Source organism: Labilibaculum sp. (assembly GCF_041595635.1).
In the GTDB taxonomy this organism is placed as follows: Bacteria; Bacteroidota; Bacteroidia; order Bacteroidales; family Marinifilaceae; genus Labilibaculum.
Map to the genome: position 1 here is coordinate 1 of NZ_JBFHJW010000030.1, position 25,167 is coordinate 25,167.

Annotated in this window: 17 protein-coding genes; all 17 read right to left on the reverse strand. The window is 37.6% G+C overall.

Going from position 1 to position 25,167, the window contains the following annotated elements:
- Window positions 1-322 (reverse strand): glycoside hydrolase N-terminal domain-containing protein (locus tag ABYT26_RS10000; protein ID WP_372753421.1); only part of this gene is annotated, 322 nt, incomplete at its 3' end.
- Between the two features lie 86 nt (window positions 323-408).
- On the reverse strand, window positions 409-1,632 hold the full coding sequence (locus ABYT26_RS10005) for an alpha/beta hydrolase family protein (protein ID WP_372753423.1): 1,224 nt from the start codon (window positions 1,630-1,632) through the stop codon (window positions 409-411).
- A gap of 146 nt (window positions 1,633-1,778) precedes the next feature.
- A complete protein-coding gene (locus ABYT26_RS10010; protein ID WP_372753425.1) occupies window positions 1,779-2,672 on the reverse strand; it encodes a ThuA domain-containing protein in 894 nt (297 codons plus the stop codon).
- A gap of 149 nt (window positions 2,673-2,821) precedes the next feature.
- On the reverse strand, window positions 2,822-4,501 hold the full coding sequence (locus ABYT26_RS10015; RefSeq protein WP_372753427.1) for a family 16 glycoside hydrolase: 1,680 nt from the start codon (window positions 4,499-4,501) through the stop codon (window positions 2,822-2,824).
- An 11-nt stretch (window positions 4,502-4,512) separates the two neighbouring features.
- On the reverse strand, window positions 4,513-5,904 hold the full coding sequence (locus ABYT26_RS10020) for a sulfatase (protein ID WP_372753429.1): 1,392 nt from the start codon (window positions 5,902-5,904) through the stop codon (window positions 4,513-4,515).
- Window positions 5,905-5,978: 74 nt separating this feature from the next.
- The gene (locus ABYT26_RS10025) at window positions 5,979-6,989 is read right to left on the reverse strand and encodes a family 43 glycosylhydrolase (protein WP_372753431.1); all 1,011 of its coding nucleotides are present in this window, start codon (window positions 6,987-6,989) and stop codon (window positions 5,979-5,981) included.
- An 11-nt stretch (window positions 6,990-7,000) separates the two neighbouring features.
- Window positions 7,001-8,920: a glycoside hydrolase family 97 catalytic domain-containing protein gene (locus ABYT26_RS10030; RefSeq protein ID WP_372753433.1), complete on the reverse strand. Its 1,920-nt coding sequence runs from the start codon at window positions 8,918-8,920 to the stop codon at window positions 7,001-7,003.
- Between the two features lie 109 nt (window positions 8,921-9,029).
- Window positions 9,030-10,829 carry an arylsulfatase gene (locus tag ABYT26_RS10035; protein ID WP_372753435.1) on the reverse strand — a complete coding sequence of 600 codons (1,800 nt, stop codon included), beginning with the start codon at window positions 10,827-10,829 and terminating at the stop codon, window positions 9,030-9,032.
- Between the two features lie 46 nt (window positions 10,830-10,875).
- Complete coding sequence (locus ABYT26_RS10040; protein ID WP_372753437.1) at window positions 10,876-12,855, reverse strand: SGNH/GDSL hydrolase family protein; 1,980 nt, start codon at window positions 12,853-12,855, stop codon at window positions 10,876-10,878.
- A 105-nt stretch (window positions 12,856-12,960) separates the two neighbouring features.
- On the reverse strand, window positions 12,961-14,103 hold the full coding sequence (locus ABYT26_RS10045) for a glycosyl hydrolase family 28-related protein (RefSeq protein ID WP_372753439.1): 1,143 nt from the start codon (window positions 14,101-14,103) through the stop codon (window positions 12,961-12,963).
- Window positions 14,104-14,120: 17 nt separating this feature from the next.
- Window positions 14,121-15,647, reverse strand: a complete 1,527-nt coding sequence (locus tag ABYT26_RS10050) for an arylsulfatase (RefSeq protein ID WP_372753441.1) — start codon at window positions 15,645-15,647, stop codon at window positions 14,121-14,123.
- Window positions 15,648-15,755: 108 nt separating this feature from the next.
- On the reverse strand, window positions 15,756-18,551 hold the full coding sequence (locus ABYT26_RS10055; protein ID WP_372753443.1) for a right-handed parallel beta-helix repeat-containing protein: 2,796 nt from the start codon (window positions 18,549-18,551) through the stop codon (window positions 15,756-15,758).
- Window positions 18,552-18,603: 52 nt separating this feature from the next.
- Window positions 18,604-19,962, reverse strand: a complete 1,359-nt coding sequence (locus ABYT26_RS10060; protein WP_372753445.1) for an alpha-L-fucosidase — start codon at window positions 19,960-19,962, stop codon at window positions 18,604-18,606.
- 97 nt (window positions 19,963-20,059) lie between these two features.
- Entirely contained in the window at window positions 20,060-20,866 is an 807-nt protein-coding gene (locus ABYT26_RS10065) for an SGNH/GDSL hydrolase family protein (protein ID WP_372753447.1), read from the reverse strand.
- Window positions 20,867-20,903: 37 nt separating this feature from the next.
- Window positions 20,904-22,862, reverse strand: coding sequence for a right-handed parallel beta-helix repeat-containing protein (locus ABYT26_RS10070; protein WP_372753449.1), 1,959 nt, complete (start codon window positions 22,860-22,862; stop codon window positions 20,904-20,906).
- Between the two features lie 72 nt (window positions 22,863-22,934).
- Window positions 22,935-24,377 (reverse strand): sulfatase, encoded by a 1,443-nt coding sequence (locus tag ABYT26_RS10075; RefSeq protein ID WP_372753451.1) that lies wholly within the window; start codon window positions 24,375-24,377, stop codon window positions 22,935-22,937.
- A gap of 121 nt (window positions 24,378-24,498) precedes the next feature.
- Window positions 24,499-25,164, reverse strand: a complete 666-nt coding sequence (locus ABYT26_RS10080; protein WP_372753453.1) for a hypothetical protein — start codon at window positions 25,162-25,164, stop codon at window positions 24,499-24,501.
- Window positions 25,165-25,167: the final 3 nt, after the last annotated feature.

The following is a 25,167-nucleotide window of genomic DNA, read 5'->3' on the forward strand; positions in this document are numbered from 1 at the left end:
CAATATTTAGAGCTTCCTCAGTTTTATCATTAAAAAGGCAATTACGAATCGCTGATAAGGATTTCTTAGCTTTTGGATTATCGTTTCGGTTAGGTCCTCCAGCGCATAGTGTAGCTTCGTTCAGTTGAATATTTTCATGACCCGGAATTCCAAATACCATGGCTCCTAATCGACCATTTCCAAGAGGTAAAGCTCCATTCCAATCTGCTGCGGGAGTCGTATACCAAAGTTTTAAATTACTTTGATTTAATTGTCCAGGCTTTTTATTTTGACAAGCTAGTGCAACAATTAGCAATAAAGCTAAAAGGTTCATCTTCTTCATTCTATTTATTTTGGGTTTCATTTACTTATCATTCTCACATTCAATAAATTCATGCTTAGATTACTTGATTTGCACCTATCTCTAGATTAGAGATCAAGATAATCCGAACTTACCATCATATTATCTTTATCGATAGCAGTAAAAAAAACACAGGTTGCTCCTGCTGGGATTTGCGCTCTAATTTTTGGACCAGAAATACTTGCTTGAGAATTCTGCCATTTTCGCTTGCTCCATTTTCCAGAATCGCTTGTATAAACCAAATCAACGGTTTTTACTTGTTTTGATGCTTTAAAAGAAACATACGCCTCTTTACCTTTACTTTTCAGCTCCTTAAATTTCACCAAGGGTTTACCGTTCTTCACCACACTATTTGCAAAAGCATAAATTTCTTCCGGATTCCACCCAGGCTTATGTCCGTGTATCATTCCCAACTGATACCGAATAGTAGACTTACCCTTAATTGCCTGATAAGATTGTTGTGTACATGGCATCGGAAAATGTCGATCGGTGGTACCATTAAGCCAGAATGTAGGTATTTTTGCATTTCTAAAATAGGCAGAACCATCGTAATAAGCATTCACAACTTCGGATTGTTTACCTGACCTAATTCGTTCTCCCTGATATCCATCCGACCCGGGAAGAAAACCACAACCATATACCGGAATTGCAAATTTAAAACGAGGATCAATTCCCATTACGGTACTAGTTAAAATTCCGCCCCAACTGATTCCTGTAATTCCAATTTTATCGGGATTTACCTCCGGAAAGGAACGAAGTAAGGAATGTGCCAATATAACCTGTGCAACAGCATGGTAGTACCACTGCTGTTCAATCGGCTTCTCAAAATCTTCGAATGTTCCTACACGACTTAGTCCAGGATTTTCGGTTGACAGACGAGGACTTTTTTTATTTCCTTGAACTTCTCGAATGGGATAATGTCCTTCTAAATCCATACTGATGGCAGCATAACCATGATCGTTCCATTTTTGTACCCATTCATAAAATGCAGTACCTCCTCCCCCGTGCACACAAACAACAGCAGGCCATCCTTCTTCTGGAACTTCTCCTTCTGGAGCACTGTAATATGCAAATACCTGTACTTTATTATTATTGACAGGAATTGATTCATATAAAATTCCAGTCATGCCATCTTGTGCAGCCTTCTCTGTTTTCTGAAAGCTTGGCGCTTCAAAAAGTTGATCTAAATTCCATGGCCCTTTCCCTTTAGAGTAAACGGGTGTCTCAGAAAACAATGAGACAAGAATTAAGAATACTGTAAAAACTAATTTATTCTTTAAAAATATATACATAACTTTTAATCTGTCAATACTATGGATATTTTTCTCTTACTAATTTAAAGACTGACAAATATCCTATCTCCAAATATTAAAACAAAAACGATCCATAACTTTTTTATAGGATAAACTATCTTCTAAATACAAGAATAAAATTTCTCCTATTTTAATTGTGATAATTCTCGCAATAAAACCTGAGTTTCGGTAGGAAATTCAGCTGGAAGTTCTTGTTTTACTTTACCCGTAGCTGCCCATTCTGTTCCTCTCGAAAAAGTAACCTGAAAACCAACATCCTGCACAGAATCGCAAAAATCAGCATGAGTATGCCCCATTACAGTATGAAAAACACGCCCTTTTCCGTAAGTAACTGTAAAAAGTACCAATTCCTCTTTCCCAGTCCCATTGCTTGCAGAATCGGAATAAGCTGTGGCCAATACATGAATATTCTCTGCTGGACCACGAAGATTACCATAAAGTTCATCGTTCTGATGCAACCATTTCATTGGCAATCCTTTGGTAATCGGATGTTCCGAATCTCGAATATTTACAACATAGAGAACTCGCTTACCGTGAGAACCTCCTTTACCTGGAGAATAATCTTTTACCGCTTTACCCTCTTTCCAATATAAATAGGGACCCGATTTTTCATTTCTGCCTTTCCAACCACCGAGTCCACAAATTTGATTGTATTCTTTCCAATCTGGAAAAGCATTATTCGCCTCATGAACAATAACTACACCGCCTCCATTATAAACGTAGTCAGCAAAATTTTTTTGAACTTTATCGGGCCAATCCGGTCCATTTTGGTCCAATACCACAACTTGATATTTTGAAAAATCAAGCGAAAAAGTATCCATTTCTTCCTCACTGGGAATAAGCAGCACATCGGTTTCAAAAATTGCTTGATGATCTAATGTAGCTTTAAGATAGGATGAAGTCACCTCCCAATTGTGGTATGGGTCGGTTTGCCCAGTGAGTAACAACACCTTTGTGGCATTGGCTTGTAAACCAAACATGAAAACACTAAGTATGAGTATGGTAAATTCTATTTTCATAAGAATTTAATTTCTAAACAACCTGTTTCAAATTACTTTTGCTTTCGCATGATAACCGCAAAAAACATCGGAGTAATGAAGGTAAATTTTATTTTTCCAGCTTCTGTCAATTTTTTCAATTGCTGATATTGAAGAAACATCTTAAATTATTATTTCCCCAGCAATTGCTCAATAGGAATAATCTCATCGAATTCTTTAATTTCTATATTCTGGTAATAAATTTCGGCAGTCTCCGATTGAAAACCTAAGATTCCTTCTCCAGGACTTAGATTGAAAGCTACATTCACCACATCTTCATTTAATTTATAAATAACATATTCAGTTCCCATGACAATAATTTCGCATTGATTCCATTTGTCATTTAATGCATTGTAGTTTTTTGTAGGAGTTGCCAAATGCATCCAATCTCGCTTTACTTCAGGCTTTCCTCCATCATTAGGATGCAAGTAAGTCTTGCTTTCTTCATCGCAATACCACGTATAATCGGCACCTTTGGGTCGTATCAAATCACCTGTATGATTGCGCAATTTTGTATGGTCGTAACGGATTTGAAATTCAATTCCTGTTGGCCAAACCTTATCGTCTACTACATGATAGTAAACTCCTGCATCGTATTGCCATTTGTCAAAATTATTAGCTATTTTCTTTCCCCATTTGTACTGAAATCGAAGAATGTATTTACTGTATTTTTTATTCGTATAAAAAAGTCCGTGCGTTCCATTAACACCCGTACTTACATCAATACTATCAGGAAAATCTTTAAAAACATGAACCATTCCATCTTCAATGGCATACACTTTTTTAGCCATATCTTCATCTCCATTTCTTAATTTAAGATGCCAACCATCCCAGTTTTTGCCATTAAATAGTTTTACAAAACCATCATTGATCTGAGAATTACTTTGTGCTTTATCTTTCAAATGAGACAAAATATACTTGGCAGAATAGTCATTAAGCTCCTTCATTGAAGGAGAAATATTTGTCCCTTTAAAACTATGCCCTGCATTTTTAATGCTTAATAATTGAACATCTGCCTTCTTCTTCTTTGCTACCTCCATCATATAAAGAGAGTTTTTAATTGGAAGGGTTTCGTCCTTATCGCCATGGATTAAAAGTATTGGAGAACTGTTTGATTTTAAAAGTTCTGTTGGACTGAGCAAACGAGCCAATTCTGGTTTCTCCTTTAATGGTGCACCCAAAAGTCGAACAAAAAGGCTCTCATCTTCAAAAATAGAACCGGGTCTTAAATCAGGATTTAAACAGGAAGTAAAAGGAAAATAGGAGACTACACACTTATATCGGGTAGAAATATCGGACAATTGCGAATCTCCCTGAAAATAAGAATCTGCACCCAAAGCAGTCACCAAACTAAGGTGTCCACCCGCAGAACCGCCCCAGATACCATATCGTTCCTTATCTAATTTGAATTTTTTTGCATTTTTCAAAAGAAAACGAGTGGCATCTTTAGCATCCACAACTGCATCGTAGGCATTGGAATTGCCACGAGCTTTTCGATACTCTATGCTTACACACACAACACCACTATCAACAAGAGTATGCAGAGTAGTCAGGAATGGAGGTTTTAAGATATTAAACTTACTACCTCCGGCCCAACCTCCGCCATGCACATGTATCATCCAAGGATTTTTTTCCTGCATTTTAGCCGAATCAGGATAAAATATATCCATGTTTAAGCTTGCTCCATCCACCATTTTATATACCACAGTTTCCTTGTGCTTAAAAGCCTTTAGTATTTCTGTTTCAGCAGCATTTTGCCCAAATACAAAAGGTGAACTAAAAAGAAAAATAATTAAGAATAATACTCTCATGAGATCCAATTTTAATTGTTCGAATAATTTTCATTTGGCTGAGGCATTTCAGCGCCTACTTTTTTCTGCCATGCTTTTAATTCACTAAAAAGACTATCGGCAATTTCTGGATATTCCTTAATAAGGTTAATTTCTTCGCCAAAATCTTCGTCTAAATTGTAAAGGTATTTTTGTTCTGTTTCAAACTCTATGATAAACTTCCATTTGCCTTTTCGAATGGCAGCTCCCATAGAAAGACCTTCCTTTCGGTGATGTGGAAAATGCCAGTAAATGGCTCTTTCGGGCAATGAATCTTGCCCATATAGCAAAGGAACAAAACTAAGACCTTCGAGTTGAGATTGTGTTGACGCAGCTACTCCAGCCAACTCCAACATTGAAGGAAAAAAATCAACAGAGGTAACTGGTTCGGAACAAGTTTGCCCTGCTTTTATATTATTCGCCCAACTTACAATCATCGGAACCCGAATCCCGCCTTCGTTTAAGGTCCCTTTTTTCCCTTTAAGCGGAGGATTACCCCACAAACCGCCATTATCAGAATAAAAAATAACTACTGTATTTTCTAATAAATGATCCTCTTTCAGCTTATCCATGACCTTACCCAAATTCTGATCCAATTTTTCGATCATGGCAAAATATTTATTGCTAGCATATTTCTCAACATTCTCAACCGGTGCAGTTAAAGGAGTGTGAACTGTATAAGTTGCCAAGTTTAGGTAGAAAGGTTTGTCCTTGTTCTCCTCAATAAATTGTACCGCCTCATCGCCAAGTCGGTCTGTTAAATATTCTCCTTCTTTTCTGTCTTTAAGGGTTCCATTCTTGTATGGATCAAAATAGGTTTTGGGCTGTCCGTAAGCACAACCACCAATATTTACATCAAAACCATAGTACTCGGGATGATAAGCATCATTGACAATACCATCACTTGTATACATTGAACCTTCGCCACCCAAATGCCATTTACCGATATAACCTGTTGCGTAACCTTGCTCTTTTAAAAGCTCAGCAATAGTCACCGCGTTCTCCGATAAATGATCCCCAAAATAAGCTTCTTTCAGTTTTTTTCCTTTGCTGAGTTTCTTCAAATACTTTTCCATTCCCATGCCTGGGATATGGCAAGTCAGTTTTACGCTAGCTGGATATTTTCCTGTCATTAAACTTGCACGAGTAGGTGAACAAACTGGAGCTGCCGCATAAGCATCGGTAAAAACGACGCCACTTTCCGCCAAAGCATTAATATTGGGAGTTTGTATCTCTGGCTTTTGGTTCATGTAGGCAACATCAGAATAACCCAAGTCATCAGCAACAATAAAAACAATATTAGGTTTATTTTTCCCATTTGTATTGCATGATAATGCAATTATAGATAGTAGAGTAATTGTACAAATACTTTTCAAACGTCTCATTAATATTCGTTTTATTCGGTCAAATTATAGCGCAAAATCACTAGGAGAATAAATCAGTTTCTTATTGTTAAAAATTAACGCCTCAACATTTCAAACCTTCGCAGATACGTCTTTTTGTTCTCATAAATCATGCAGATTCCCCATCCTGGAATTTCAGATGTTTCAGCATCCGTTAAAAAAGGTCGATATAAACCTGGAGCTTTAGGAATCTGTTTTAAATTGGAATATAAAGGTTCAAAATTTAAAGCATCGTCGGCATAATTAATCGAAAAATTTACGGAAGCCAGCGAAGCAATTCCTTTGCCCTCTTTCCATATCAATACCTCATGACTTTTATCCATAATGGCTCCTTTAGTTTTTGTAAATGGACCTTCAGGCTGATTGGCAATAGCCACTCCCATTTTTGTTCTTCTTGGCCCATTTTTACCATCAACAATGGAACGACCTTTGTAATAAAGCCAAATTTTTTTATCACGAATAATTAGACTCGCATCGTCAATACGATAGCTATCAAAATCTTCTGCAAGCTTTGATACCCTTAAAACTGGATTATTCTCCACTCGTTTAAATGGCCCATCAGGACTATCTGCCACAGCCAAACCAATGGCCGTAAAATCATTGGTAGAGTTCCCTTCAAAAACCTTATCCGAACGCCCGAGAGTTGGTTTAACACCTGTGTAATACAGGTAATATTTATTCTGGAATACCAGAATATTAGGCGTAAACACGGAATGACTGTCGAAAGCGCCCTCTTCTCCTAATCCTACAGCCTTGCCCTGTTCTTGCCAGGTATGCCCCTCATCCACGGAAGTTGCATACCAAATACTTCCCCAATAACCTGAGGTAACAGGACTATCCATTCGTGTGTACCAAACGTAATACGTGTTTCCTACTTTTATCACGTCGCTATTATCACGACGGTTATAAACTGAGTCAAGCCCAATACCAGTAACTTCAGAATATTGAAAACTAAGAGAATCGGATTGAGAAATAAAATTCTTGCTTCCTTTCGATTTGTTCTGACTAGTACATGCAGCTATTAACAGTGCAACTAAAATAATCGTTAGATTTTTTATTGAAGGCATAAATGACATAATTAGTTTACTTCACTGGGTCTAATCCACATGCAATGACCTCCTCCTGGAGCCATTGTTGCTTTAATTACATCTGCATTTCTAACTATTTCTTTACGGATTTGGTAAGCCTCAGGATTTGTTTTACAATTCGTTTCGTCTGTATCCTCATAAAAAGTTGCTTCGTAAGTTTGTCCTTCCTTCAGAAAATCAAGTTTGATGTCTAAATCTCCACCCTTCTGATTCATAACACTCCCCACAAACCACTCCTCTCCATGACGACGAGCTGTAGTAATATACTCGCCTATTTTAGAATTTAAAATTCGACTTTCATCCCATTTTCCTACGGGCATCTTCTGAATGAATTCAAATAAATCTGCTTTTGCTTCATAAGCTTCCGGAGCATCGGGAATACAAACTAAACCACTAAAAATGATAAGTGTTCGTGCAACTTCGGAAACTACTGTTGTTAGATAGGAACCTTTAATACGAGGACCTTTTTCTCTTAAGCCGCTATTAATCCCTTTGATATCGAAATTGCCATTATTCATATCCAATGGCCCCTGAATCGCATTAATCAAAGCCATTTTAATAAATGCCTCAGGAGTAAATGCTCTACGAGAATCTTGCTGTGCATGACAGTATTCGCGAGTAATCGCATTAGGAAAAGTTCTTCGAACACCTGTATAAGGAACTGGTCCATCGTGAAAATCGATGAGCAACTCACTTTGTGCACTTTGGCGAATGGCATCACGAGAAAAATCAGCATCATTCCCCATAAAACCATACTTAATTCCTTTCATTCCTAGCGACTGATAGTATGGAAAGAGTGCTTTGTCGCCATACTCACCATTTTTTCTATCGTAATACAAAATAAGCTCAACCTCTTTCTCCGCCGCATACCTAATCACCTCTTTCAAATCCAATTTATCCGATAATTCAAAATGTCCTTTAGAAGCATGTGTGTACCACGAATCATCAATCAGAAAATATTCGATTCCTTTTTGGGCAGCAAAATCGATAAAGCGCTTATAGCTTTCGGTATTAATTCCATACACGAAACCATCGGGAGCTGTATAAGCATGAACACGCCAATCCCACAATGTTTTTCCAGGCTTAATCCAATCGGTATTTTCTAACTGACAATCGGCAGCTAAGTTAACTGTGACAGTACTTGTAACTAAATCTCCAGCTTCATCGCCCAACAAAATTACTCTCCAAGGTGATATCACTTTCCCTTTCTGCAACCTAGGTTTGCTTGTAGATATTAGTTGTCCTTTTTTAGAATTAAACTCAATTTTCATACTACTAAAGCCTTTCGCAGAATACAAGTCAGATTCTAAAAATGAAAGGTGTTTTTCATTGCTTTTTTCTACAACTAAAGGCAAAGCAATTCTTTTAAGATTCAATTTTGTTTTTGGTAAATCCTTGATTGCAATTGGTCCTTTTGGGGAAGTTTCTCCTGCAGGATAATAGACTTCATCCTCTTTATTTAGATTATATTCGCAATAGAAATCAAGCTTATCTTGCTCTTTTACCTCATCCAATTCAAATCGAAAACCAATTCCCTCATCAAAAACCCGAGTAAAAAGAATTCCTTTGCTTCCGTTAACATCGATGCGCAGAGCCAACTCATTATAATGATTACGAATTTTGCTAAACTGTCCCCAAACAGGTTGCCATATAGTATCTTTTGCATGTATTTCCGAACTCAGAATTGTGATGTCTGCAGTAGGAAAAATATATATAGCCGATGAATCAATCATCAGTTTGTTCTGCCATTGAAGCCTGTATTGCAAAAGTCCATCCTCAGAAACAAACGAGACTTTTACTTTAGAATCAGGAGAGGCAATTTCATATTCATTACTCTGCATTAGGCATGATGAAAGGAAACAAACTAGGCAAAGTGTTGCAAGTACAGATTTTCTTTTTATGGTATTCATAGGTATTGCTTTTATCTTAAACAGTAAAAGTCCAGTCGATGAACCGGCCTAATAAACACATTCACCATTTTCATCACAAAAATGGTGAATTGTGATTGTCTTTTATATCCTACAACTTTTCTATATAAACATAGTAAGCTGGATGAATACGATTAGCTTCATCAATTAACCGAGCTTCCATATCGTACTTTCCTGCGGGCACTTTAATAGTAAAAGTAACTTCGTCCTGACCTTCTTTAATTTCGAGAGACTTGGTAATTCCCGCTACATACAAACGAGCTTCCGTAAAATCGTTTTTCACTCCTGCTGGAGCCGTTTTATCCAATTCAACTCTTTTTTCCTGAGCAGGGAAAATTTCATTAATGGCTAAACCACTTTCGCGTGGGAATCTGCGTAAGCTAATACGATAATCACCATCGGCAACAAATTCAATTTTCCAGCTACCACCAGCTTGCTCACCAGTAATTGCTCCATTTTGGTGCCAAACAGGACAATATCTTCCAATAATCATATCGTGGGAACAAATTTTAGTAGGATTTTCATATGGCGATCCTACTTTGATGTAAGCATATTTCTCGTCTACTCCATCGTCCATAAACGATTGCCACCAGCGCTCATAGCCTTCAGCCAAACGGGCAGCTACTTCGGGATGTGCATCTATTACATTCTTATTTTCTCCGCGATCATTGTCCATTTCGTAGAGTTCATTTCCATCTACCAAACGCCAATTATCGTCCATTACAGTATATTTTTTATACTTTATCAGATTCTGCTCCCGCTGCGTGTCCATGTATAAAATACGATTCGCCCATTGCGGATTTTCTTCCTTCAAAAGTGGTTTCAAACTCTTTCCATCCAAAGGTTTTACCGGATTAAAATCAAGTCCCAATAAATCCACGAAAGTGGGCAATAAATCGTAATGCGCAGCTAACTTTTCGATGTCTTTACCACCAGTTAATTCTCCATTTGGCCAGCGAATAAAAAATGGTACGCGATGACCTCCATCGTACTGACTACCTTTTCCACCTTTTAGTCCGGCATTATAAGTTGAAGCACCTGCTGAGGTTCCATTATCTGTGGTGAAAATGAGGATGGTATTATCGGTTAGGTGAAGCTCATCCAACTTTTCTTCCAACTTTTTAAAATTATCATCAATGTTGGTAATCATGCCATAAAAACGTCGAAGTCTGGGATCTAACTTCTCGAATTTTTTACCTTGATACTGATCGTAATATTCCTCTGGAAGATTGTAAGGAGAATGTGGTGCGTTGGTGGCGATATAGCAGAAGAATGGCTTGTCCTTATTTTCTTCGATAAAATTTAGGGCCTCCGAAAAGAAAACATCCGTACAGTAACCCTCATATTTTTGTTCCACACCATTGTGCCAATAAGTATCATCAAAATAATCATTCATCCAATAGTCGGGGGCCTGGCCAACACCGCCACCACCAAGGCGAACAACTTCCTGAAATCCTCTATCTTCAGGTCGATATGGATAGTTATCACCCAAGTGCCATTTACCAAACATAGCATTGGTATAACCATTTCGGGCCAATACCTGAGGCAAAATCACCTCATCCTCGAAAAGAATAGAACGACCTGCAATGGTATGGTAAACATTCACCCGATTACAGTGACGCCCAGACATAATTGAACTTCGAGTTGGAGCACAAGTAGTTCCCACATGATAGTTGCTCAGGCGAATAGCATCGGAATAAAATTGATCGATATTCGGAGTTTTCACATAAGGGTTTCCTGTACAAGCCAGGTCTCCCATTCCCTGATCATCAGTCATCACAAAAACAATGTTTGGCTTTTGTTTTGACTTTTGCACTTCTTGTCCTGTTATTAGATTGATTGGGGCAAGAAAGCCAATTAACAAAACGGACAAAATAAATCTTTTTCTCATGGTTTATAGTTTGGTTTCCTATTATGGTTTTTCAATTTCTTGATTTTTATTGACTCACGAAGAAGTAGCGAATTCGACAAGCTGTACCCTTACTTTGTTCATCTTTTTCCTCGCTAATTCTAATCTCTAGATTGTGTTTTTTATTTTCAAGATCACTGACTAGTCTGTAATACCATGGCAAGTGTAATCCTTTACTCCATCGAGTAAACAGATTCAATTTTTGCCAATCACCTTTGTCTATTCGATACTCAATGATTCCCGCATCAGGTCCTGCAGCCACAGTCATTCCCAATGTTTTTCCAGAAAGTGTTACCTTCAACTTACTTCCTGGCTTTTCACTTATGAGCATAGGAACATTTACATAATTTCTGCGAGTTCCTTTGCCATCCTTAGGATTCCAAACAGAATCAACAGCCCATCCTTTGGCGGGTTTGCAAATTGAAATATCTAGTAAAGCTCCCTTTTCATAGCAAAAAGGATCTAGGTAATCAGGCTTAGGATGAGCAGCAATTTTGTCATCATTATCGATATGTCCGGTAAAAGCATTGTCTAAAAACTGAAGCATTGAATGTGCATACACTCCCTGACCGAAAGGAGAAGGATGAAGATTCTTAAAGTCATCTTTCCATGTAAATTCTCCATTATCGATTCTATCAGTTACTTCTTTAGCCAAATTGATAACAGGAATGTTGTAATATTCTGCCACTTTATTGTGATTTCGGATCACATCCGGCACTTTTCCAGCTCTGTAAGTTTCTATTTTCCCTGGATCCACAAAATGCATGAGTACAATATCCGTAGAAGGATTTTCACTTCGTGCATGGCGTACAATACCTTCCACAGCTCTCACTTGTTCGCTTGCTGTGCGGCCATTTCCAGCATCGTTTACAGCTGCTTCCTCGAATAATAAATCTATTTTTCCTTTTGATAAAACATCTCGCTCTAAGCGAAAAGCTCCGGGAGTAGTTCCCATGGATGGAATTCCTGCTGTAATAAATTCAAATTCTGTTTCCGGAAAACGCTTTTCCAGATAGGCACAAATGCTATCGCGCCAACCCGGATTATAGGTTATCGAACCACCTAGAAAAGCAACTCGCCCTGTTTTATAATGTTCGAATTGAATGCGACAATTTTGCAGACCACTGCGCATCTCGTGATAATCTGAAGAATTCAATGGACCGCTCTGAGCACAGTAATAGCTGATAAAATCAACAATCATTTTCGGATCGTCAAGCTGATAATGATGTCCTTTTGATTTTTGAATACCCGAAGAACAAGGGCTTAAAGTTGCTGTTCCTCCTACACGAACATATTTATTAACCAATAGTAGAGAATTTTCCTCGGGAGGAACTACCTGATCCTTCAAGTTCATCGTATGCAAAACAGGAACTCCTTGCTTTGCTAAATTTTCCAAATTATCAATGGGATTATCGAGGTATGCTTTGGCTTCTTCATCGCTACTAAAGCCATACTCTGCCTTTAATGTTTGCCAGGCATTTTTATCTCCCTCGCTCGCTCCAAAACCAGCTGGCCAACTCTTAAAATCGCACACAACTGCATCGGCATAAATACAGGCAATTTTCTCAGGATTCTGTTTTGCCCAATTGTAGACAAACAAACCGCCACGACTGTGTGCATGCAATGCTACTTTCTTCTCTAATTGATAATTCTCAATCAGATACGCATAAAATTGATCCCATATCTTCATTGCCTTTGGGCTTCCAAACTGATTATCAGTATTCACATAAGCAACATGAAAACCTTTGGCAAGCAAAGCACTATCGATATTTGCATGATAATTTGGAAACCTTGCTCTCCAGAGCCATGGATTACCAGCCAATGCTTTTACTGGAAAAACTACATGAGCCTCCTTACCTTCTATTGTAAAATTGATTTGTTTAAATCCTTTCCAAGTTGATTCCTTAACTGAAATTAAATTGTTGGTCTTCTTCCCATTTTGGGCATGCAGTGAACTCGTAAAAAACAGAGTAAATAAGAGTGTAAAAAGTACTTGATAATGTCTCATTGTTAATTTTTATTCCGTTAAACGTTTAAAGCTGCTGATTCGAAACTCTTATTCAAAGGAAGCAGCATTAAATATTCTGATTCTATGATTTAAATCCCTATTCTGTTACCACAATATTTTAACATCTTCGGGCCATTCGCTAATATCTTCATAAATCTGATTTCCCTTTTCAAAGGAACTTTTTTCCATTCTGACATCGCATTTTAGCAAACCCATATCTACTTTTTTATTGGAAAAATGACTATTGATTACGTAAGAATCATTTACCAATCTCCACATAGCTCCCCAAGTATTATCTACAATCTCACATCTATTTAAAATGATGTATTGAGGTGCATATTTAGGATCTTCTTTATAGGTAAATTTATCGTAATAATCTTCGCAAGGAAACCACATTGCAACACGCTCGCATCCCGAAATATGATACTTATGAAAGAAAACATATCCAGCTTGTTCATGATCCGCCTGAATGCCATTTCCATGCGTATTTTTAATGGTACATCGCTGTGCCAACACATACTCACAGGAAGTATATTTACAACCTTTCCCTTTAACAGGATAAGACATATTTAAATCACTTTGCAAGATGTTTTTATTGTATAAAAAGTAACAATTGTGATACAAACCTCCAGCTGAACCATTGTACTGAAAATTGCAATTATCCATAATAATATGATTGGTTCGTTTGATGTGAACACCCTGTGCCGACCAATCGGTAACGTCAACATTCTGTAGCATAATTCGTTTATGCCTATCTTCGTTTCTTCCACGAATAAGTATTCCATTTACTTTGCCAGATCTTGTTCCTTTTAGAGTCAGATCCTTTATTAATACATCGGTAATTGTAGGTTTTGCCTCCACATTAAAAGCTGCCTTATCAAGCTTGGCTCCTTGTAGTAAAATGGTCTTACCTCTACCTTCTCCAACAATTGTCACATTGCTTTTTAAAGTAATCGAACCATCTAGAATATGAGTTCCTTCTTTTAAAATAACAACACCTCCACCAGCTTCACTTGCCTTATCAATCGCATTTTGAATTGATTCTGTAGATTTTACTGTAATCACATTATCAAGCCATTGTTGCGGATATTCAGCATGTTGAAAATCGCTATTCCATTTGGCTGTCATAATTGAATCTACTTCAGGTTCAATAATTACCTTCGAAAAAGCATCATTTCTTTCAGTACACGATGTAAATAACATCACGACAAGAGTGCCTACAATTAATGTGTATTTTAAAAACTTCATGATAAATCTACTTAAATTTAAAAATTCATCCAGGTAACTTGTTCCCAGTCTTCCTTCACAAAATTCTGAGGTGCCCCTTCAGTTGATCGCCCATTTTTAATGATATCAGTAATATTTGCCTTAAGCCTTTTTACTACTTCAGGATATTCGAAATACAAATTTGTAGTCTCTCCTGGATCTTCATCGATATTATACAATTCGTAAAGCGCTTCACCTTCCGCTGGTTCATAAAGCTTAGGCTCTAAAGAACCGCCAGAACCTCTCAACATATTTAATTTCCATTTCCCTTGGCGGATGGCAAAATGACCTGTGAAAGAATGGTGTATCACAGCTCTTTCCGATTCGTAACTATCAACACTTCCATTTGCAATTAGCGGATACAGACTGTAACTATCTACGCCTGCATTATCAGGAAGAGTATACCCAATTATATCGGCTACGGTTGCCATAAAGTCCGATTGGCAAACAGGAACATTCACCTTACTACCTGCTTTTATAAACCCAGGCCAACGCATCAAAAAAGGAACACGGTGTCCGCCTTCGTAAATATCTCGTTTTCCACCTTTAAAATTCATGCAAGAATAATGCTGGTAGGTATCGCGCTGATAGGCATAATTGGTTTCTGCGCCATTATCCGATGAAAAAATAACCAAAGTATTTTCCTCTAAGCCATTCTCTTGCAAGGCATTTAGTACCTGACCCACTCTATAATCGGTTTCCATCATAAAATCGCCATAATTACCACATTCACTAATTCCCTGAAAATCGGGATGTGTACAATGAGGTAAATGCGGGCTGGTTAAAGGAAAATACAAAAAGAAAGGCTTGCCATTTTTAGCTTCTTTTGCCGATTTATTAATGTACTCTACAGCCTTACCTGCAAGAGTTTCCAATACCAACTCATCATTAAACGAAGGAGCCACCTCGACGTGTCCCTTTGCTATTTCGTTTTTGTATGGAGGAGTCATTCGGTAGGTACGAGGAGTAACATCCATCTTCTTTTTGGTGTACAAGACTGGAGGATCGAGTACTTTATCATTCTCCAGGAAGGTTAACACTCCAAAATTCATCGATGCTGGCACTCCAAAAAAGTAATCAAATCCTTTTTCGATAGGCCCATCGGTAAATGGTTTCGACCAATCGCGACCTTCACCTTTATTGCCCTCAAATTCCATTTGCAAATGCCACTTTCCAACCATAGCCGTATTATACCCTTGCGCTTTTAGCATGCTGGCAATTGTCATGCGATCTTTTTCTATTAAACAAGGACCATCTGCTCTTAAAACACCTTTTTTTAGGGATGTTCTCCAACTATAACGACCTGTTAAAAGAGTATATCTTGAAGGAGTGCAAACTGCATCGCTGCTATGACCGTCCGTAAAAATAATTCCTTCGTTGGCCAGTTTATCCATATTAGGCGTTTTAAATTTTGCCTCTGGATTTAGTGCACTCACATCACCATACCCCTGATCATCGGTATAAATAATTACGATGTTGGGTTTCTTTTCTTTGGCTATATTTTCGGAACAAGATGCAAGTAGCATGCAAAACAGAAAGCATTTAACAAAAACACCTATAAAATTTTTCTCCTTTCGCATACTTCTTAAAAATCTCAAAATCGGTAATATCTCACTCTCTCTAGTTTGCATAATTTAGGGTAGTTTTACTTTAAAAGTTTTAGAGGTATAATTTTTTACAGCGATAACGTTTACACTATCGCCACTATGCTTTTTCATTATCCTTTCCAAATCAGATATATTAGCAAGCTTTTCCCCATTCACATGTTGAAGAGTCCAGGCATTGCTAAGACCAGCATTTAACCACATATTGCCTTCTGTTTTATCAATGGATTGGATATAACATCCATAACTGTAGCCTCCGGAGGCATCAATTAAATCGGCATCATCGCTAATGTTAATGAGTAAAGCACCCTTCACATTTTTCTTCAATGCTTTGGGTGTGATCACGGATCGATCTCCCTGGTACTGTCCTGCCAAAAGAGTCGCTAACCAATTGGGATATTCAACAAGATCTACCTTCGTAAATTGCGCTTCGTTTGTAAAACCAATTGCATTTCCATCCGCATCGAAGGAAAGCGATTTTATGCATGTACTTTCCTTTAGTTTGATTTTATCTGTATAAATTGGTGATTGAAAATTCGGCTCCGAACCATCAAGCGTGTATCGTACACTTCCCCCTTTTTTCATTCTAACATCGGCAAGTATGCTTAGGCTGATCTCCTCTTTAAAATCTCCTCCGAAAGGAACAATACGAGTCATTTCGTGACCAAACTTTTCCATGGAAAAATTCTTAAAACCAAGCTGCAAAGCGGGTGAGTTTTCGTTCACCTGATAGTTTGCCTCTTTCGGATTCACAAACAAAGGATCAGCAATGATAGAGTTCAGATCATAACCTTCTTTTTGCCAATCTGTCATCGATTTATCTTCCAGAATATTAGGATTTTCAGGAAAGTTCACATTCCAAAACAGGTTGTTGTTGTGATTGGTACTCCAGGGCATATCATCGGGCAATCCTACATCTCGAATAAATCGATTGGTAGGTTCTTTTTTGCCAGGAACAGCTCCCGAAATCACAAATATGTTTTGATAAATCTCATCTTCCGATTCTTTTGGCCAAACATGCCATCCTAATGGAACTGCACTCACGGTAATGTTATTATGCACCTTACGAGCCATTCCATCTCGTAGTTTAATGGTCGATCCCAGGCTCAGGTTATTGTATATTTCGAAATAACTCGATCCATCATCCAAATCAATCGTCCAGTTTCCCGCACTAATGGATTTACGATAATTGGCAATTCTGTTGTTCCTAACAATTACATTATCCAAAGCATCCAATTGAGTCAATTCTTTCTGAAAATCTCTATCGCCACCACTTCCTCCAAGCCATTGTCTTTCTCGTCCCCAGGAATTAAATGGTCCGTGTTCTCCTGTTTCACAAACGGTTTCCCAGATGTCACAGAATTCAATAATATGTCCTCCCCAAGTTCCATCGTTAATACAAATTCCGGCACGCGGACAGTTGTAAATGGAATTATGAGAAACCCGTATCTTATGACTCATGGCAATGTATACACCGGCCACTTGCTTTCCAACATCTCCAAAATCGTGCATCACACAATTTTCGACCACACAATTTTTCGGATAATCAGGTGTTTTTGGACCCGGCTCCAAATCCATTCCTTTGCGCATTTCGCGCCAATCTTTGCCCTTTATCTCTTTATCGTCCCAGGTTTGATAAAAACGTACTGCAGAAGGAGAACCCACAAAACAAACGGCACTTTCGCCCGTGTGCACAAACTGACAAGATTTTACGCAATTGTTGCGATTGTATTCGCTCATAAAAACGCCGTTTCCACCTAAATATTCGAAACTACAATCTTCAACTGTACAATTTTCGGCTCCCTCCAAGTAGATAGCACCTCCGCGATGTATTGCCCAGTCGCCACGAGCCATTGGCTCATATTTATCCATAAAAGTATAGCTGCTTTGTGTGAATTTGAAGCCTTTAAAGGTGAGATACTGAACAGGATTTTCTGCTGTTCCTTTTAGTTGAATCAGATTTTTCAAAACTGGAAGTTCAAACTTTGCTTTACGGATATCTTCACCTGCCTTTGGAAAGTAGTATAGTTTGTTCTTTTTTGTATCCAGAAACCACTCTTCGGCTACATCTAATTCCTCAAAAATATTATCAATAAAATATTTGGAAGATTTATATCCCTTGCCACCAATGCCGTATGCACGCTGCAACTGCCATCCACCTTCGCCAAGTAGTACTTTACTCTCATCGCGTTGTACACTATCGATACGATATTGCATATTCCCCCAATTATGACTTTGGAAAGCATGCACAATTCCCGTTTTCGGATTCTGCCATTCTTTACTTGTAAAAGTTTCAGGATTATAGGTGAACCATTTGTCGTAGCGACGATTGGTTCCGCCTGTAACACTCAGGTAACCTTTTCCTCCCCGAATGGGATTCTCATAATCGTAATTCGGAAAACGGGCACGAATCTTTCTTTCCCCATTCACAAACAATTGATCAAAAACCAATCCTTCGGGAATATCAGTCACGTAAATTCCATCCTGATATTCAGTCCACTTTGGATCTTTCAAAATCATCGATCCCTTTACGGTCACTTCTGCCCCTAATTGAGCTGCATATACAACCGGAAAGTCTGGTGTTCCAGACATTTCAGAAGAAATTTCAATTGTACTCTTCAAATAGTAGGTTCCTTCTTCAAACCAAACATGCACAGCTTCTTTTCCGACATATTTCTGTGCTTCTGAAACGGCCCGTTCGAAGCTAAGATAAGGATTCTGCTTACTCCCAGAGTTTTGATCATCTCCGGAAGGAGAAACAAAAATTTCCTTTGCTCCCAGCTGATTCACTAGAAAGATAAATACTACTAAAAAAATTGTCCTCATTATTATTTTCTGTATTTCGTTAACCTAATTTATGCCTACTAAACTGTCAAAATCAAAATGGCTCTACAACTAGCTTTACAACTGTTGCTATTTCGTTTGGTGCTTTTATAGGTATTGTGATGGAAACACCAGATTGATTCGCCTCCGTTTTTAAGTCTTTATCAGAATCACTAAGTAAACAAGCTCGCACTACTTTCACAGGAAAATCCAATTGAAGCTTCCCATTTTTAGGCCATTCGAATACCGAAAGGTAAAGAGTTACATTTTTTCTCCCTAGCTTTTTAGTGCAACGTCCCCATGGAAATTTTCCAAAAGGACTAGAACTAGTTCCATAAATAGCTTCTCCATTCACCTCTAACCAATCTCCAACTTCTTTCAATCGATTTACCGAAGTTTGAGGAATAATACCTTTCCCAGTAGGACCAACATTAAGTAGGAAATTACCTCCTTTGCTGGCAATATCTACCAAGCTATGCACTAAAGAATCAGCCGATTTCCAATTATCATCGGTTTTATGATATCCCCAAGCACCATTTAAAGTCATGCATGTTTCCCATGGTTGTGGCTCTCCACCTTCTGGTATTTTTTGTTCCCGAACCGCATAATCGCCTAACTTATTTCCTACACGTTGGTTAACAATACAGGTAGAATCAAGCTTATGAATCAGCGAGAGTAGTTCACGACTTTCCTCCATGCTAATCAACTCTGGCGTATCAAACCAAATAATAGCAGGATGATATTGTGTAATGAGCTCTGTAATCTGTGGCTTTACCTTTCTTTCGAAATACTTCGAGAAATCTTTCTGATCCTCCTCGGGGAAATCCCAAATATTACTTCTCCAACCCTTCACCGAATTACAATCCGGATCGTGCCAATCTCTACCTAAGCTGTAATACACACCGAATTTCAGACCTTGTTTTTCACAAGCTTCGGTCAATTCCTTAAGGGGATCGCGTTTCCAAGGAGTCGATTTAAGAATATTATAAGCATTAGATGGGCTATTGAACATGGCAAAACCATCATGATGTTTAGAGGTAAGTACCATGTACTTCATGCCTGCATCTTTAGCAACCTTCACCCATTTGTCGGCATTAAAATTTTCAGGATTAAATACGTCTGCTATTTTCTCATACTCGGCAATTGGAATTTGAAGATTTCGCATCATGTGTTCTGAACGGCCGTCTTGTCCTTGCCAAAAGCAACCATCCTGAGCATACAATCCCCAGTGGATAAACATTCCAAAGCGAGCTTCGCTCCACCATTCTAGTCGTTGGGCAATTACTTCGGGAGATTCATTTGATTCCAATTTTGCATTGGCAAATTTATCACCAGTATCGATGCTACCATCAGCATTTACCTGTGCATTTAGCCACAGAGGAAAAAACAACAAAATTACAAGCACATACTTCATAATATAGATTTCTTAAATGTTTACAAATTCTTAATAATGAAATAGATATCAGTATAAACAACAGTAAATATCCATTATTCTGTTTTTGTTATTTTGTTCAGATTTTTAAATTTTCAGCCATTATTCGGGCAACCTCTTTCCCCTGCTTGGCAAATCCCACTTCATTATAATGAACATTTCCAGGCTCTTGCATCCATTCTTTATGATGTGGAAAAGTGAATGTATAAAGATCGTTTACAACAATATTCGGATAGTTTACCAACACTTCCAATGCTGCCTTATTGTATTTAATACTGTCTCCTTGGTAACGACCTTTTGCATTTTCGGGAACTGGTGTTGTAGTAGCAAAAACTAATTTTGTTTTAGGAAACTTCAGCATCAAATATTTACAGATCCCATCTAAATTCTTTTTGTAGATACTTAAAGATGAAACTAGTGTACCTTCCTTACTCAAATGTTTACCCTTGAGGTATTTTAAATCGTGCAATCCAACATTAAAATGGATCAAATCCCACTTAAAATTCCAACCTTTATCTAAACTAGGCTGAAACATAGAATCATGCATTTTTTCCATATTGGGAATAAAGTTATGGCTTGATCCTCCATTCTTAAACAAGCGAATTACGTTAGCTTTTCCCTCTAGACTTTCTCTAACTTCCGAAGAATATTTAATGGAAACCGAATCGCCATAAATAAGCACATTCGGTTTTCTTTTTAATGGGATAATATATTTAAAAGCATCTGTTTTATAAACATTACCAATATTGCCACACAATTGCTCCCAGACATGTTTGCAAATATCATGATCTGTTTTTTTTAGATTGATAGCTGCAAATACACTCGGCACCAATCCCATACCTAATGTACTCACACCTATAATCTTCACAAATTCTCTACGTTTCATAATTCTTAAACATCAGTAAAACCAACTAGTTCATGTATTATTTACTCCACAGCTTAATCTTATTATTACCTATTTTCAAGTTGTCAAATGGTCCAACTAAAGGTGTTTCTGTATTTCTATTGTTTCCAAAATAATCTTCCGTCAAAGTAATTGGAGATCCATCCTTATTTTCAAATGGTGTTTCCGACTGAAAAGCCGTTCCCAATAGTTCTGTATCTACAAATTGAGTTTTTACATTTTTAAAAGTATCATCTGCAGTAATATTCAAATAAAAACCATCCTCATCTTCCGATAAACTTATGGCTGGGTTGAGGCTTCTATTTTCTAAATTATTAGTTTCAATATTCGAAGGTTCTGCTTTATTCAAATAAAGATTGGCATCAATAAACATTGGAAATTTGTGCTTGTTGTAAGCATTCAAACCTCCTGGAGATTTCCATTCATATGAAGCTGATGGAAAACCATTGTAAGCATCTAAACCCTGATATTGACTATTTTCCAAAGAATCAGCATTTGAAGCAAAAATATTGTTGTAGTAACGATCATCACCCAAAATTACAGTCATCATTCCCATTACCTTGGTTGAGTGTGGAAAATGATAATGAGTAAATCGATTTGCAGCAGAGCGCGTTTGAATTTTTCCAGCTACTAAATTATTCACAAAGGCAGTCCCTTGCGATGCATTTAGAATCGAAAGTTCTGAAAGTAAAATATTATTATCTACAATCATGGGACCATGATTCACTTCCACAAATAAATCTTCACTAGTATGATTAAAAAATAGATTTCCACTGACGCGAGCACCTTGTGCCTGCCAATCTAGCCATATTCCTCGGTGGTTATCGTGGATGCAATTATTTTTAATAATTACATCAATAGCAGCATGCAATTTAATTCCTGCTATCTCCCAACCATCAAATTGTCTTCTTACATTAATATTATAAATATGATTGTTACTTATCTCGCTAAAAATGCAACCCAAATGGCCAATAATACCACCTTGTTCACAATCTCGAATGGTATTATTTCTGATAATGTGAGAGCCTACATTCTCTTTCGACCAACCCAATTGCAAAGCTTTAAAAACCACTTCACGCTCGCGTTGTGTACCATGCTTTTTCTTGTCATTAATCCACTGATTTTGACCTGAAGCTCTTTCTTTTCCAATTACAATAGCTGAACATTTCGAATCACAAATCAAATTATCCTCAATAATCCATCCCTTACTCCAATTGGGACCAATTAGTCCACCTTGTTCTGCTGTAGGAGGAGCCCATTGTGTTGCAGCATGACACATATTAAACCCACGAACAGTGATGTAGGAAATTCCTGTTTTCTTAGGAAAAAACACAGTAGGTCGGACATTAATTTCAACCAATTCCTTATTCGGATTTACACCCTTAAAATTCGCGTAAATAGTCGTAGTTTCCTGCGTGCTCTCACAGTACCATTTGTACTTAGAAGCCTCCCCATCTGTCGCTCTTGCTAATGGTGTCTCAGAAAATACTTTCGATAAACTATCAATTTCATATAGGGCTTTTCCATTTACATATACTTCCCCTAAATGATGGTCTCGTCCATAAGTTTTTGTCAACCAATCCCCAAAAAGTATTTCTTGATAGGGATTAAAATCACCAAAGAATTCATTATTCAGAACAACTTTCCAAACATTTCCTTTGTATTTTTTCCAATTTGAAATTTCTTCCGATCCTTTGATCCAGACCTCTTCGTTTTCAGCAGCCTGATACACAATTCGATTTCTATCGTTTACACCTCCATTTACTGGATTAACCCATTCTCTGTAAACCCCTTGATGAACAGTAATCACATCTCCTGGCTGAGCAATTTTAGCAGCCTTAGATATGGTTTTGAATGGAGCCTCTTTATCTCCAGCATTAAAATTATCTCCTAAAGTAGAAATATGATATTCCTTTGCTTGTGCTAGCATCGAAAACGTCAACATCACAAGTAGTCCGAAAGTTTTTAACTTATTCATATTTAAAATCTATGGATTAATTATCTTATATTTTCTCAATTTAATTGTTATGATATTTTCATTTTGATCAAGCTATTTCAATTCTCTTTTCCAAATATGACTTTCTTTCAATAAACCAGCATATTCCGATTCAAACTGTACCTTCATCTTGCCAAAAACTTCAGGAAATTGCTGCGCCACATTCTTTGTTTCGCCTCTGTCATTTTTCATATCGAACAACTCAAAATCGACCATTTCAGCATTTTTCACCAAGCTCTCGTTTCCTTCGCATAAATTATGCACGTGACCTAAATAAGCAGTATCTACTTTCAAACGACACATGATTTTCCAATCATCTACTCGCATGGCAACCCTATGTTCGTTTATGGCATCGTAAAAAGCCCAAATTAAAGGCTTCACTCTTTTCTTCTCTCCTGTCTTTATAAGAGATGTAATGGACTCACCGTCTAATTTTCTGTTTGGTAATTCTGCGCCCGATAATTCGGCAAAAGTAGGTAGTAAGTCTAGCGATGAAACAATGGCATCACTTGTTCCGTGAAAAGTACTTTTTCCTAGCCAGTATAAAATTCCAGGAACATGAAATCCTGCTTCGTTAGTCCATAATTTCATTCCTTTCAATTCGCCAGGAGAACCATAAGACCTTGAAGCTCGGTAGTATCTATTAAGTGTTTCAGGACCGTTATCGGATGAGAAAAACACAAGGGTATTTTCTCCATGCTTTTCTTTTAAAAATTGCATCAACTGCCCAACAGCCTTGTCCATATTTGTAACATTGGCGAAATATTGTGCCTGATTTTCATTTTCCACTTGAGGCATATATTTATCAACCAAATCCTTTGGTGAAGCAACAGGTTCATGAGGTTCGTGAAAACATACCTGAAGGTAAAAAGGCTTATCATCTTTTTTATTGGTAAGCCACTGAATTGCTTCATTTGCCACTATCTGACAACTAAAACCGTTCAATTCGCCAACCTTTTCGCCATTGCGAATAAAATTCATAGGATTCTCGTGACTAGGAGCTGCATTGTTATGGGTAGCAAACCAATGATCGAAACCAAAATAACCCGGAGTAGGCTGAGCATCGCTATTAAAGCGTGAACTACAATGCCATTTTCCTGACAAACAAGTTGCATAACCAGCTGTCTTTAACATGGCTGGAATCGTTTGCTCTTTTGCTTGTAAATGAACAAGATCTCGGCAATCTTCACTTCGTTTAGGACTAGGAATAAAATCATAAATTCCTGCTTTATTAGGACTTCTACCAGTTAAAAGACCAGCTCGTGAAGGCGAACAAACTGGTGCTGCAGAATAACAATTTGTAAATTTCATTCCCTCTTCAGCCATCTGATCGAGATTCGGAGTCTCAATAATAGGATGACCAAATGTAGATAAATCACCATAGCCCAAATCATCGCACAAAATAACCACAATGTTAGGCTGAGATTCTTCCTGCTTGCAGGCTACGAACAGTACAGAAAATAATACTGTCAAAATTAGTAGAAACTTATTCTTCATCACTTTATATTTTTTAACAAAACTGTAAAAATTCGATTAATTAATAAATGCTTACTTCTGTCCGTTTTATATCTGTTTTAAACATTTTTTAAAATAAAAATAATCTAAAACAGCTTACAACTTACTTATGAATCAATTCCGCATCCCGAATTAAGCAAGCTGCATATTCGCCAGCTGTTCCTCTTAGCCTAATGGCGATATGACCTCCTGAAAAGGCATTCTGATCAAGCGTTTCTAGTACTAATTCCCCATCTATTTTTAGCCAAAGACTGTCCTTTTTACGACCAATTTCGACAGTATAAAAAATGCCAGGAAGCATGATGTTTTTATCCAAAGAAACCAACGCGGGATCTTCCCCTTCGGCAACAGGATACTTTCTGATAAATGGAGTGTAATTATGAGGTGAATTTCTGAACGCATAAAAATAGCTTTCTACATCATTAATCCACAAATCCATAGAGCCGTCGTAATCTTTAGGAATAGTTAATTTAGTATCCTTACCGGGATTTGAAGCGGATAAAATAGCCACACAAACCGTTGCTGGTGTCAAAGTCATAATATCATACTGAAAAACGGCATCCTCTGAATACGATTCAGGACTCACAATCATAACACCATTGCTCTCCTTAGCTTCCTTCATAAAAAAGGAATTATGACTCTCTACCAACTTCGTTCCCTGTCCGTAAAAATCCCATTTGAACAAATCTTCAGGACTTATTTTTTGAGCAGACAGAAAAAAGGGAGCAATGACCAGTAAGGTCATTGCTAAAGTTTTAATTGCTTTCATCTG